Below are 13,698 nucleotides of genomic sequence, written 5' to 3'. Positions count from 1 at the left end.
GAATTCTGCAAGATGCATACCATAAGCTACATGTTTTTCTTGTGAAAACGGTATATCGCCAGGTTATCGAGCATTTTCTGCTCTTGCCGGGCCGCTTCCAGGCGTTTGCGCCCGGCATCCCGCTCCAGCAGCTTGTCGATGGCCTGCTTGCGGGCCCGCACCGCCAGCCAGGCGGTGCGGCTGCGTTCGAGCTGTTGCCGGGCCTGCTGCAGTCCCTGTTGCTGCTGTTGCCGGGCCAGCTCCAGCTTGTCGATAAAGCCCTGGAAATGGCCGAACTGGTGGGCACTGAGCCCCTGCTGGCCACGGTTTTGAAACTCCTGGCTGTAGTGCCGCTGATACTGGCTCAGGGTCTGCTGCTGCTGCTCCAGCTGCTGCAGCTGGAGCTGGGCCGTCCCCAGCTCGGCGGCGGCCTGCCGTTCCTGACCGTCCAGCTGTTCCAGCAACAAGTGCAGCGCCTTACTCATCAGCCGGCCCGCAGCAGCGGCTTGCTGACCACTTCCAGCTCATTGAGGCAGGCTTGCAGGCCAATCACCTCCGTCATGCCCTGGGTCAGGAAACGCTCCAGCCGGGGGCGGATATGAATGGCCAGATCCAGCCGGGGATCGGCCCCGGACTGATAGGCCCCCAGGTTGATCAGATCGTGGTTCTGCTGATACAGCGCATAGGCCTGCTTGAGGGCCCGGGCCTGGTGCTGGTGGGCCTCGGTGGTGACGGCCGTCATCACCCGGCTAATGGATTTTTCGATATCGATGGCCGGGTAGTGGCCGCTGTCGGCCAGTTGCCGCGACAACACCACATGGCCGTCGAGGATGGCCCGGGCCGCGTCGGCGATCGGATCCTGCAGGTCATCCCCTTCGGTGAGCACGGTAAAGAAGGCGGTGATGCTGCCCTGCCCTTCGGCGCCGTTGCCGGCCCGCTCCACCAGCGCCGGCAGCTTGGCGAAAACCGAGGGCGGGTAGCCCTTGCTGGCCGGGGGCTCGCCCACCGCCAGCGCGATCTCGCGCTGAGCCTGGGCATAGCGGGTAAGGGAGTCCATCAGCAGCAGCACATTCAGGCCCTGGTCACGAAAGTATTCGGCCAGGGTCAGAGCCGTTTCGCAGCCCTTGAGTCGCATCAGCGGGGAGGCATCGGCCGGCGCGGCCACCACCACGGCACGAGCCCGACCTTCCTCGCCCAGGATCACATCGATAAACTCCTTGACTTCCCGCCCCCGCTCACCGATTAGCCCCACTACCACCACGTCGGCCTTGGCGCCCCGGGTCATCATGCCGAGCAGCACGCTCTTGCCCACGCCGGAGCCGGCAAAGAGCCCCATGCGCTGGCCCTGCCCCACGGTAAGCACGGCATTGATGGCCCTGACGCCGACATCCATGGGCGCTGCTATCGGTTTGCGCGCCATCGGGTTAAGCCGCGGCGCGGTAAAGTCGGCGGTCTCGCGGGTGGCGATGGGGCCCAGGCCATCCAGCGGCTGGCCGATGCCGTCGATGACCCGCCCCAGCAAGGCCATGCCCACCGGCACGCCGGCGCCCTGTCCCACCGGCGTTACCCGGGCGCCGGGGATCACTCCCTTCAGCGATTCGCCGGGCATCAGGTAGAGCTTGTCGTCGGCAAAGCCGACCACTTCCGCATCCATGTCGCCAAACAGGGTCTGGATCTTGCACTGGCTGCCGACCGCCGCCGTGCATCCCACCGCCTCCAGCGTCAGCCCCACCACCCGGGTCAGCTTGCCGCTGGCGGCCATGGCCGGTGCCAACCCCCGGGTCTGATAGGCCGCCAACCGCTCACTGAGCGTCATGGAAGCGGCTCCAGTTGGCCTTGATAAAGTTGGCCATCAGCGTATCGATGCGCTGCGCCAGGCTGATGTCCAGCTCGGACATGGCGGTTTTCAGGCGCAAGTCCCCCCGCGCCTGGCTGGGCTCGGCCACCAGCTCCCAGCGTCGCTGTTGCCGGCTGGGGGCATCGAAGTGCTGTTCAATCACGGCGATGTCATCGGGGTGCAGAAACAGGGTCACACCCGCCTCGTGGCCCGGCAGGGCGGCAATTGCCTCGCGCACCGTGGCCAGCAATAACCGGGGAGAGGTGGTCGCCTCGGTTTTCAGCAGGTTGCGCGCCAGCTCCTGCGCCAGGGTGACCAGGCTTTGCTCCACCACCTTGTCGACCTGCGCCAGCGGTGTGCTCAGCTGCTCCAGCCAGCGCTGCCATTGCACCAGTTGCTCTTCGATTCGCGCCCGGCCTTCCGTCAGCCCCTGCTCCAGGCCTTGCTGCAGGCCGGCCTCGTGCCCTTCCCGCAGGCCCTGGAGTCGCCCCTCTTCCCGCCCCGCTTCAAATCCCTGCTGCTTGCCTTCCGCATGGCCTTCTTCGAAGGCGGCCTGGCGGATAGCCTCCAGCGCCTCGGCGGTGAGCGGCTCGGGCGCCTCCACCGGCTCGGGCGCGACAGCGGGAGCCTCTTCGCCACGCAGGGCCAGGTTCAGCGCCGTACGATTCGCCCGGTGCGCCATGGATGTCATTTCCGGCCAGTCCCACTGGCTGATATCCTGAGCATGATCGGCCCGCGAGTCGTTCTTGGAGGAGGGATCGGAACTCATACGTAGTCGTCACCCGCCCCCTTGCCCAGTGCCAGCTCACCACTTTCGGCCAACCGGCGGGCAACCGCCAGAATCTCTTTCTGGGCGTTTTCAACATCACTGACCCGCACCGGCCCCATGGCCTCCAGATCATCCTGCAGCATCTCGGCGGCCCGCTTGGACATGTTCTTGAGGAATTTTTCCTTGAGCTGATCGTCGGCGCCTTTCAGCGCCCGCTGCAACAGCTCGCCGTTGACTTCACGCAACAGCAGTTGCACGCCCCGGTCGTCCACATCGATCAGGTTTTCAAACACGAACATCAGATCCTGGATCTTCATGCTCATCTCTTCATCCTGATCCCGAATGGCATCCATCAACACCCCTTCTACCGTGGTATCCAGGTAGTTCATGATATTGGCGGCGGCTTTCAGGCCGCCCATCTTGGCCGCCTTGGCACCGCTCTGGCCGGCAAACTGTTTCTCCATGATGTCGTTCAGCTCCTGCAGCGCCGCCGGCTGTACTTCTTCCAGCTCGGCAATACGCATGATCAAATCCAGCCGTACCGGCTCGGAAAACTGCTGCAGGATCTCGGCCGCCTGCTCGGGGTCGAGGTACGACAGCACTATGGTCTGAATTTGCGGATGCTCATTATGGATGATGCTGGCCACCTGGCGGGCATCCATCCACTTGAGCGAATCCAGGCCACGGGAGCCGGCACCGGCGGCGATCTGGTTGACCAGCCGGCCGGCCTTGTCTTCGCCCAGTGCCGCCACCAGGGCATTGCGCACAAATTCCTGGCTGCCGACGCCGATATTGGTGAAACGCTGAATATCCTCGATAAACAGGCGATGCACCGCCCCCACCCGCTCGGGGCCGAAATCCCCCACCGCCGCCATCTTCATGCCCAGCCGCTGCACCTGCTTGGGATCGAGGTGACGAAAAATCTGGGCCGCATCCTCCTCACGCAGGCTGAGCATCAGCAGGGCGGCCTTTTCGGTGCCGGTCATCTTGCCAAGCAACTGGCGCTGCTCATCGGAAATGACCAGTTCCTGGTTATCACTCATCGCTCTTCACCCAGTCTTTAATGACCTGTGCCGCCAGATCCGGTTCGTTCGACACCAACGCCCGGACCACGCGCAGCAGATCTTCGTCCTTGTGCAAATCAGGCAGTTGCAGCTTCCCTTCACGAATGCCGAACAGGCTGTCTTCCTGCTCGGCCTGCTGTGACAACAGGGACAACTGTTCGTTGCCGGCCAGGGCATTCTGCCCGTCGAGATCGATCTCTTCCGGCAGTTTTTCGTCGGAGCCCAGCAGCCGCCTGACCATGGGCCGAACCAGCGTCAGCAACAGCACGATCAGCACCATGACGGCGCCGAGAATACGAGCCAGATGCCAGAACCAGGGCTGCTCGTAAAACGGAACGGCGGCGATATCGTCCAGATCCGGACGATTGAACGGCACCGAGACCACTTCGATGGCATCGCCCCGGCTCACATCGAAGCCCAGGCCACCGCGCAGCAGCCGGTCGATACGCGCCAGTTCCTCCTGGCTCAGGGGAACCCGCTCCACCGAGCCGTCGGCATGGTTCAGGGTCTTGTAATCGACCGCCACCGACACCGTTAACCGGCGGATATCGCCGGTGGCGCTCTCGGTATGGCTGATGGTGGTATCCAGCTCGAAGTTGCGGGTCGCCTCGCGGCGGGAACGCTCGTTGCGATTCTGTTCCTGCGCCAGGCCTTCGGCCTGTTCCGGAATGTCCGACTCCATCGGCGGCTGGTTGGTCAGCGCCCCGGGTATGCCCAGCGCGCCCAGTCCCGAGGTGTTGTCTTCCATCACCATTTCCGAGCGTACAGCCGGCAGGTCGGGATTGAACGACTTGACCGTTTGCTCCCGGCGGGTAAAGTCCAGCCGGACGTCCACCTCGGCGGTATAATTGCCCAGCCCCAGCACCGGGCTCAGGATGGCGTCAATCTTCTGGCGATAATCGGACTCCTGCTTCTGCTGCTGTTCAAATTCACGGCGGGTACGCGCCGACAGGGGATCCTGGGAGCCGGAGTTGAGCAGACGGCCGTTTTGATCGGTTACCGTGACCCGGCCCGGCGTGAGGTCCGACACCGCCGAAGCCACCGTATCCACGATGGCATCCACCTCTTCCTGGCGCAGGGTTCCGCCCCGGCGCAGGTTCAGCACCACGGTGGCGCTGGGCTGGCGTTTATCGCGCACAAAGACGTTTTCCCGGGGAATGGCCAGCAACACCTGGGCCTGGGAGACGCTGTTGTATTGCTCGATCACCCGGGCCAGCTGCCGCTCCCGGCTGAGGTTGAGCCGCTCGCGCTCGAGCCGCTGGCTGATGCCGAAACCGGGATCGGACAACAGGATGGTATCGCCTTCGGGAGGGCTCTGGCTGAGGCCGGAGCGGCGCAGATTGAGCTGAATGTCGGAGAACTGATCGGCCCGCACCAGCACGGTATTGCCGTCAATCTTGTATGGCACCTTCCGGCTGTCCAGAAAGTCCAGGGTTTCTATCAGTTCCTGATTGCTGTACACCCCCAATGGGCGCATCTCGGGCTCTTTGCCCCACAGCAGCACAAACACCGCCAACGCCAGGCAGATGGCCAGCGCCAGCACAATGATGACCTGGCGCAGGATGTCGGTATTGCCCAACAAGGCGAAGGGCGTGCTCTTCTGCTCTTCCGCTTCCAGTGCCGTCGCCTCGTTGGCGGCCAGCACATTTTTGTCGGTATTGACCAACGGATTATCAGCCACCAATCAGGCCCTCATACCGGCATGTTCATAATGGTTTTGTAGGCATCGACCACCTTGTTGCGCACCTGAACGGTGGCATCGAAGGCGAGGCTGGATTTCTGCGCGGCGATCATCACCTGTTCCAGGCTGACCGACTCGTCCCCCAGCTCGAAGCGGGTGCGCAGGCCGTCGGTGCTTTGCTGCAAACCGTTCACGTTATCGATTGCCTGGTTTAGCAGGGCGGAGAAGTCCTGTTGCGGGCCGAGGGTATTTACCGGCGTCAGCTGTTGCGCCTCGCCTTTCAACGCCTGCATTTCCGATAGTAATGCCGTGGCTTTAATGTCCATCGCTGTGGCTCCCGCGTAAATAATTTAACCTGGGGATGATAATGCAAACTACGGGCCAGTTCATCCCCATATGCTGTTCTCCGCCTCGCCGTGGGTGGTGCGCCAATCGCCTAGCCCACCCCAATACTGCCGCAGACGCGATGGCAATCGCGTAGAGCAGGAGCGACTAGGCCGGCACCTCTATCCCTGCCTCGCGCATGCGGGCCAGCTTGTAGCGCAAGGTGCGCGGGCTGATGCCGAGCTTTTCCGCCACTTCGGCCCGGCTGCCGGCGCAGGCCCGCAGGGCCTGCAGAATAATCTGGTGTTCCTGGCTCGCCAGCTCCCGCCCCAGCTCCGCCGGCGCCGGCAACGGAGCGGGCTCCCCGGCCGGCGCCTCGTCCAGCAAGATATCGGAAGCCTGGATAGACTCCCCCGCCGACAGGATCAGGGCCCGCTGGATGACGTTGTCCAGCTCCCTTACATTGCCCGGCCAGTGGTAGCCGGACAGGCGCCGTCGCGCCTCTTCGCTCAACTGCGGCCGGCCACGGCCAAGCTCCCGCCCGTGGCGCTCCAGCAGCGACTCCGCCAGGGGCAGGATGTCGCCGGGGCGCTGGGCCAACGCCGGCCAGGCCAGCGGAAACACATTGAGCCGGTAGTACAGATCCTCGCGAAAACGCCCCTCGGCCACCGCCTGGCGCAAGTCGCGGTTACTGGTGGCCAGTACCCGTACATCCAGGCGGAGCAGCTTGCGCCCGCCCAGCCGCTCCACCTCGCGCTCCTGCAATACCCGCAGCAGCTTGGCCTGCAGGTTGAGTTCCATCTCGGTGATCTCGTCCAGCAGCAGGGTTCCCCCCTCGGCCTGTTCGAACTTGCCCGGGCAGGCCTGCACCGCACCGGTAAAGGCCCCCTTCTCATAGCCGAACAGGGTCGCTTCCAGCATGTTCTCGGGAATGGCGGCGCAGTTGATGGCGACAAAGGGTCCCTTGGCCCGATCCGACTGGCGATGAATGTAACGGGCCAGCACCTCCTTGCCGGTACCGCTGGGGCCGGTGATCATCACGCTGGCGACGGAGCCCGCCACCCTGGCCGCCAGTTGCAGCAGGCGGATGCTCTGGGGATCCCCCGCCACCGGCACGTCCTGCTCTGTGCCTGCCGGTACGCAGCGCTGTACCAGCCTGAGCAGGCGGTCGGGAGTGAACGGCTTGGCCAGGTAATCGAGCGCGCCGGCCCGGATCGCGGCCACGGCGCCGGCCACCTGGGCATGGGCCGTGATCACCAGCACCGGCAGCCCGGGAAAATGCCCCCGGATCCAGTGCAGCAGCTCCAGCCCGTTCATGCCCGCCATCTGTACGTCGGTGATCACCATCCGCACCGGTTGCTGCTGCAGCCGGACCATGGCGGCCTCGGCGCTGTCTACCGCGCCACAGGCGTAACCGGCCAGCTGCAAGGTATCCTGCAACGCCTGCCGCAGGCCGGGATCGTCTTCCACTATCAGGATGTCACCATTCATGGGGTTGTCTCCTCCGTGGGGGTCGCAAGGGGAAAGGCAAGGGTAAAGCGGCTTCCCTGCCCCGGTGCCGACTGCACCGCCACCCGGCCCTGGTGGGCGCGCGCCACCGCCGCCACCGCCGCCAACCCGAGGCCGGTTCCCTGGGAGCGGGTGGTAAAGAAAGGGGTGAACAACTGTGCCTGCACTTCCGGTGCCATGCCCCTGCCGTTATCTTCCAGGCTCAGGCGGACTTCCCCTGCCGCCACCCTCGTTTCCAGCCGTATCCGGCAGGCACCGGCCTGGATGGCATTTTCGATCAGGTTGAGCAGCACACTGGTCAAGGCATTGGCATTGCCCAGAATGGCGGCGTCCTGCTCCCCATGCCGGACCAGCTCCGCCCCTCCCGCCGCCAGCAGGGGAGCCGCGGCCTCCAGGCTGCGGCCAAGCCATGCCTGCACCTCCAGCCGGTCGGCCAGTGGGGCCGAATCCGGCCGGATAAACAGCAGGATGTCACTTATTTGACGTTCGATATCCGTCAGCCGCTGCATCAGCCGCTGCTGGAACTGCTCGCGCTGCAGCGAACTCAGGCCGGGACTGGCCAGGTTGGCGCCATAGAGCATGGCGGCGGACAAAGGAGTACGAATTTGGTGCGCCAGGGTGGCGGCCATGCGCCCCAGATCCGCCAGCCGACGGGCATGGCCCTGCTGCTCGGCCCAGGCCCGGGTGGGCGTCATGTCCACCAGCTGGATCAGTTGCCCCGCCCTCCCTTCCAGGTGAGAGATGGCCAACTGGATACGACGCCCATCCCTGAGCGACACCTGCAAGCCGTCGTCGGGCTGGGGAGCGAAGGCCCGTTCGATCACCTCCGCCCAGGGCCGCGCCAGCAGCGGTTCGCCCAGCATGGCCCGGGCCGCCGGATTGGCCAGGGCCACCCGGCCCTGGCCGTCCAGCCAGACCAGGCCGCCGGGCAGGGCCTCCAGCAACTGGGCGGTATCGGGCAACACGGAAGGGGCGGCAAGGGTCATAAGGCATCGCTACTGGAGAAATGCCCTGGTTTATTCAAGATATGTGCCATATTTCTGGCCAAGAGCCGGTTTGCGAGCTTTCGTGGTACCCATGCGTTTGCGGTGTGGCACAACCTGGCGGGCGGCCCGCCACTAAAATCAAAACTCCCGGCTGATGCCGTATTTCTTCATCTTTTCTACCAGGGTGGTGCGGCGCATGCCCAACTGCTCGGCGGCCCGGGCCACGACTCCCTCGCTGGCATCCAGCGCCTGGGCAATCAGATCGACCTCGATATTGGCCAGCATTTCCTTGAGGTTGATGCCGGTAGGCGACAGGGCCGGCACCGCCGTGAGCCGCGCCGGCTCCTCGGCGCCGAAGCCGAAGTCGACGGACTCCTCCTCCATCGGCTCCCCCACAGGGCCCGAGTAGAACATGGCGGCCAGGGCGTCCCGTTCATCCAGCTCGTCGAACGGCCGTTCGGCCGGCGACGGGCTGCCCGACTGGCGGTATTTGAGCGGCAGATCCCGCAGCTGTACCACCCGGTCGGGACAAAGAATAAACATCCGCTCCACCAGGTTGGACAGCTCCCGCACATTACCGGGCCAGTGATACGCCTGCAGCGACTGCACCGCCTCGGGGGCAAAATCGAGCCCGGCGCCGTGGGCCTCGCCATGGCGGCGAACCAGCTCTTCCAGCAATAGGGGAATATCGCCCTGGCGCAGGCGCAGGGGCGGTGCCTCAATGGGAAAGACGTTAAGGCGGTAGTAGAGATCTTCGCGAAAGCGCTGTTCGACGATCATCGCCTCCAGATCCCGGTGAGTGGCCGCAATAATCCGCACATTGGCACGAATGGGGCGGGTGCCGCCCACCCGTTCGAAGGTGCGCTCCTGCAATACCCGCAGCAGCTTGACCTGCATGGGCAGCGGCATGTCGCCGATTTCATCCAGGAACAGGGTGCCGCCCTCGGCCAGCTCGAAGCGCCCCTTGCGGGGCGAAACCGCGCCGGTAAAGGCGCCCTTCTCATGGCCGAACAGCTCGCTCTCCAGCAGTTCGGCCGGAATGGCGCCGCAGTTGATGGGCACGAAGGGCCCTTGCGCCTGGCCGGACAGCTGGTGTATGGCCCGGGCGATCACTTCCTTGCCGGTACCCGACTCGCCCAACAGCAATACATTGGCGGGCTTGGCGGCCACCTGCAGGATCAGGGTTTTCACCTCCTGCATGGGAGTGCTGTCGCCAATCAGCAAACGCTGCAGGCAGCCGAGCTGCTGTTCATTGGGGGTGGCCGGACGCCAGCTGCGCGCCTGCATCAGCAGCGCCGTCAGTTCCACATAGGTCAGGGCGGTCAGGCTGCCCAGCAGGTTGTCGGCCCGGCAACCGGGTTCGTCCAGGGCGATAAAACCATGGCGGGAAAAACGAGGGAGGATGTCGGCCAGCGCCACGCCGGTGTTGCCTGCGAACACCGTGACTCCCGGCTGAACCCGCTCCAGCCATTCCAGCCCCCTGGCCGGCTCATGGCTACGCCATTCCACCTGCATAAAGGACAAGATGGCCTCAAGCTTGGCCCGACGTTCCTGGTTGTTGTCGATGATCAAGACACAGCCGTTAAAGCCCATAGGTTAAAATCCCTATTTTTATTAATTAGTTACTGGCAAGAGAGTGTGTGCAGAGTTTTTTATCCCTAAGGGGTAGAGCATAGCACCATATATAACAAGCATTAAGCAGGAAGTCGTAATTCTGACACATGCGTCAAAACTTGGCGATGAGCAGGGGAGATTAATGGGCAATACCTTGATCCAGATCAAGGGGCGACCGAAAAAACCACCGAGGGGGCCGACAAGCGGGTGACGCCATGGCCTGGGCCAGCGGCCTGGGCGACGGTTTTTCGACGCCGAGCGGATAAAAAAAGCCTCCACGAGGGGGCTAAAAAAGTGAGGAAAATCAGGCAGGTATTTGTTGCAGCTCGAGGGGGATGGCGTCCCAGGCGGACTTGATTTCCCGCAGCAAGCCGCTGACCTGCTCCAGCCGCTCGGGGTTGTTCTCGCCGTTGGCGAGCATCAGAACCCGCACGCCGTCAGCCCAAAGACCTAGCATAAAATCAAAGATAAAGCACCTCACCCACCTCACCTTAGGCAAGTAACACGCCACACGAACATGTCTGAATGGAGGCCAATGGCTCAAACTTTGCATGCCATAACGAATCTTGAGCGCGCCTGAAAGGTGCCACCACTCAACATGGAATTTGTTTATGGCCAAAAAGTTCATCAAGAAACAGACCAAACAAGCCCGGTTACAGACCCCCGGTTCTCCCCTGGCCAAGGCCAAGCTGGAAGCGCTCTCTCTATTCAACAACCAGCAATATCAGGAAGCCCAGCAGCTACTGCAGAACTGGCTGGACAGACATCCCCAGGATGCGGATCTGCTCTACCTGCTGGGGCGGACCAAGCAAAGCCAAGGGCTGAGCGACGACGCCCGTAACCTGCTGGAACAGTCGGTGACGCTGGAGCCTAACAAGAGTGACGCCTGGGCCCAGTTGGCTCAACTGGCACGCCACCAAAAGCGGTATGGACGGGCGGAGGAATGCATAGACAGGGCACTGACCAGCAACCCCGATCATCTCCCCTACCTGCTGCAGCAAAGCGAGATCTGGACGGCCCAGTATCGGCTGGACGAAGCCATAGCACTGCTGAAAAAGCAGGCCGAGAAACATCCCAAGAATCATGCCCTGCTCAATACCCTGGCCAACCGGCTACGGGAAACCGGCCAGTTGGACGACTCCATCCACTACCTGAAGCAGGCCATGGCTGCCGGCGATCATGCCGGTGTTGCCTATTCCAACTACCTGACCCTGCTGCACTACCATCCGGACTATAGCAAGGAGCAAATACTGGAAGTGGCCAGAGGCTGGGAAAAATGCCATGCCCCCAAGAACATTCCCGCCCGCCCCGAGGCGGCGGACAAGTCCCCCGGCAAACGCATCCGCCTGGGCATGTTCTCGGACGGTTTCCGCTCCCACCCGGTGGGACAGATGATTACCTCTACCCTGGACAAGCTACCTAAACATGAAATAGAGCTTTATGCCTATTCCAGCAGCGAAATTGAAGATCATTTCACCAAGGTGATAAAAAAGCGGGCCAGCCAGTGGATGCTGGTGAACGGCTACAGCAACGAACGCTTCGCCGAACAGATCCGTGAAGACAAAATAGACATACTGGTGGATTTGAGCGGTCACAATGCCGGCACCTTTATGCAGGCAGTCACCATGCAGCCGGCCCCCGTGATCGTGAAATGGGTGGGCGGTCTTATCAGCAGCACCGGTGTGAGCGCCATCGACTACCTGCTGAGCGACCGGGTGGAAACCCCGGAAGGAGAGGACGCCTTTTTTACCGAGAAGCTGGTTCGCCTGCCCAACGACTATATCTGCTATACTCCGCCGCCCTACCTGCCCGAGGTAGCGCCGGCGCCGGTACACCAAAACGGCTACATCACCCTGGGTTGTTTCAACAATCCCACCAAGCTGAACCCCGTGCTGCTGGAGCAGTGGGCGCTGCTGTTGCATGGCCTGCCCAACTCTCGGCTATTTCTCAAAGGCAGGGAATTCGGCAGCGAACACCTGCGCCGCCAGGTGCTGGACAGCCTGGCCAGGCACGCCATCACCGAAGAAAGGGTGATTATCGAGGGCGGCTCTCCCCACAAGGAACTGCTGGCCAGCTACAACAGAGTGGATATCGCCCTGGATCCCTGGCCCTACTCCGGTGGCCTGACCACCTGCGAGGCCATGGCCATGGGCGTGCCCGTGGTTACCCTGCCCGGCCCCACCTTTGCCGGCCGCCACTCCGCCACCCACCTGGTGAATGCCGGCATGGCCAACCTGGTGGCCAACGACTGGCCCGAATATCTGTTCAAGGTGATGACCCTGGCCAATAACGTCGACATTCTGGACAATCTGCGCACCCACCTGCGCCCGGCCCTGCTCGGCTCGCCGGTGTGCGATGCCAAGCTGTTCGCCCATCACCTGGGCGCCACCTTCAGGGCAATCTGGCAGCGCTATTGCGAAGGCAAGGCACCTTCGGCCTTGTCCTTTACCCAGGACGACCAGCCCATTTTCGCCGACGAAGCCGAGCCCATGGCGCTGCAGTACCCCCCCAAACCGGAAGTGGATGAAGAAGACGAGGAGTTCTCCTTCACCTTCGAAGGTCGCATTGTCACCGTTGATCACGGCGGCCTACTGGTGGGCAGCCCGGAATACCTTGAACTGCACAACACCGGTGCCTTCAACACCATCTGCTTCGACCCCACCGGCCGGGTGAAGGATCCGCAACTGCTGCCCAAGGACGGCTACCTGCACCACTACCCCATGGCCTGCCTGACCGACGGTGGCCCCGCCACTCTTTACCTGGGCCACGACCCCGACACCACCGGCAGCCTGAAGCCCCTGCCCGCCGACCAGCAGCCCGTGGGCATGGAGCAAGTGGCCGAGGTGATCAGCGAATTGCCCCTTACCACCACTCGCTTGCAGGATATACAGGGCCTGGATCATATCGACTGGCTGATCCTGGATAACATGCATGGTATAGAGGCGGTTTTGGATGGTGCGGGTGACTTAATTGATTCAGTATTATTAATACAAATCAAGTCTAACTTCATCTCCACCCATAAAAATCAAAAAACCTTTGATAAAATTCACCAAATAATTACCCGATACGATTTAGATTTTCTTCAGCTGAAAAATCAGAAATATATCAGTGACTACCCTGTAAAAAAAACAATTATAAAAAAACAAGCAAGTCAACTTATAACTTCAGATTTTATATTTATAAAGAGCATGAGAAAATTAATCAACGTTAGTAACAACAGAAAGAAAAAGCTATCATTCATTCTTCATAATTTTTATAAGACCAAAGATACCAGCTACAGAATCCTTGATTCCATATCTCCTAAAATAGGAGAGAATTATTTAATTTCAAACGGAATCATCAATAAGGTAAAAATTCCGGAAAGTCCGCGAATGTCTATTAGTGAGCAAAATCTTTTTAAAGAGTCTCTTACCAAGGCAAACAACTATTTTGAGTTTGGCTCTGGTGGTTCAACTATCTGGGCATCCAAAAAAGGATTAATAATCAAGGGAGTTGAGAGCGATGTTAACTGGGTTAATGCACTAATAGATAAAATTGGAGACAGTTGTCAATTAGATGCTGTAGACATAGGGCCAACTAAAGAGTGGGGGATGCCTTCATCCATGAGTCACAAGGATAAATTCCCTAATTATAGTTTGGCTATCGACAAACACAAAGACTCCTTTGATCTTATTTTAGTTGATGGAAGATTTAGAGTTGCATGTGTTTTAACATCAATATTGCATATAATAAAACACCATACCACACCTGAATCTGCTCGTATTTTTATACATGATTTCTGGAACAGACCACAGTATCACATTGTGCTTAACTTTCTAGATTGCTTAGAAAGAAGTGAAAGCGCAGGGTTATTCTTGCTCAAGCCAAACATCAATGCAAAAGAAGTTAAAGACTTATGGCATAAATATGCTTATATCGCAGATTAAAAAAAAGCC

At 60.9% G+C, this 13,698-nt stretch carries 10 protein-coding genes; 1 reads left to right on the top strand and 9 read right to left on the bottom strand.

Features of this window, described 5'->3' with window-relative positions; all coding sequences use genetic code 11:
• Positions 1–26 precede the first annotated feature (26 nt).
• The 9 genes from fliJ to ACEVBK_RS05630 form a co-directional block, all read right to left on the bottom strand.
• Complete coding sequence (fliJ, locus tag ACEVBK_RS05670; RefSeq protein ID WP_375057626.1) at positions 27–464, bottom strand: flagellar export protein FliJ; 438 nt, start codon at positions 462–464, stop codon at positions 27–29.
• Entirely contained in the window at positions 464–1,795 is a 1,332-nt protein-coding gene (gene fliI, locus ACEVBK_RS05665; RefSeq protein WP_375057625.1) for a flagellar protein export ATPase FliI, read from the bottom strand. The genes fliJ and fliI overlap by 1 nt, the downstream gene beginning before the upstream one ends.
• On the bottom strand, positions 1,782–2,585 hold the full coding sequence (gene fliH, locus ACEVBK_RS05660) for a flagellar assembly protein FliH (protein ID WP_375057624.1): 804 nt from the start codon (positions 2,583–2,585) through the stop codon (positions 1,782–1,784). Before fliH ends, fliI begins: the two co-directional genes overlap by 14 nt.
• Positions 2,582–3,628: a flagellar motor switch protein FliG gene (fliG, locus tag ACEVBK_RS05655; RefSeq protein ID WP_375057623.1), complete on the bottom strand. Its 1,047-nt coding sequence runs from the start codon at positions 3,626–3,628 to the stop codon at positions 2,582–2,584. Before fliG ends, fliH begins: the two co-directional genes overlap by 4 nt.
• Entirely contained in the window at positions 3,621–5,330 is a 1,710-nt protein-coding gene (gene fliF, locus ACEVBK_RS05650; RefSeq protein WP_375057622.1) for a flagellar basal-body MS-ring/collar protein FliF, read from the bottom strand. Before fliF ends, fliG begins: the two co-directional genes overlap by 8 nt.
• A gap of 11 nt (positions 5,331–5,341) precedes the next feature.
• Positions 5,342–5,656 (bottom strand): flagellar hook-basal body complex protein FliE, encoded by a 315-nt coding sequence (fliE, locus tag ACEVBK_RS05645; RefSeq protein ID WP_375057621.1) that lies wholly within the window; start codon positions 5,654–5,656, stop codon positions 5,342–5,344.
• 166 nt (positions 5,657–5,822) lie between these two features.
• Complete coding sequence (locus ACEVBK_RS05640; protein WP_375057620.1) at positions 5,823–7,145, bottom strand: sigma-54-dependent transcriptional regulator; 1,323 nt, start codon at positions 7,143–7,145, stop codon at positions 5,823–5,825.
• Complete coding sequence (locus tag ACEVBK_RS05635) at positions 7,142–8,149, bottom strand: PAS domain-containing sensor histidine kinase (protein WP_375057619.1); 1,008 nt, start codon at positions 8,147–8,149, stop codon at positions 7,142–7,144. The genes ACEVBK_RS05640 and ACEVBK_RS05635 overlap by 4 nt, the downstream gene beginning before the upstream one ends.
• A gap of 138 nt (positions 8,150–8,287) precedes the next feature.
• Entirely contained in the window at positions 8,288–9,742 is a 1,455-nt protein-coding gene (locus ACEVBK_RS05630) for a sigma-54 dependent transcriptional regulator (RefSeq protein WP_375057618.1), read from the bottom strand.
• Positions 9,743–10,374: 632 nt separating this feature from the next.
• Here ACEVBK_RS05630 and ACEVBK_RS05625 point away from each other — a divergent pair.
• Positions 10,375–13,689 carry a tetratricopeptide repeat protein gene (locus tag ACEVBK_RS05625; RefSeq protein WP_375057617.1) on the top strand — a complete coding sequence of 1,105 codons (3,315 nt, stop codon included), beginning with the start codon at positions 10,375–10,377 and terminating at the stop codon, positions 13,687–13,689.
• Positions 13,690–13,698 lie beyond the last annotated feature (9 nt).

The sequence above is a fragment of the Zobellella sp. DQSA1 genome (assembly GCF_041950555.1).
GTDB lineage: Bacteria > Pseudomonadota > Gammaproteobacteria > Enterobacterales > Aeromonadaceae > Oceanimonas.
The sequence above is the reverse complement of the archived record's forward strand: the minus strand, read 5'-3'. Positions and strand labels throughout refer to the sequence as shown.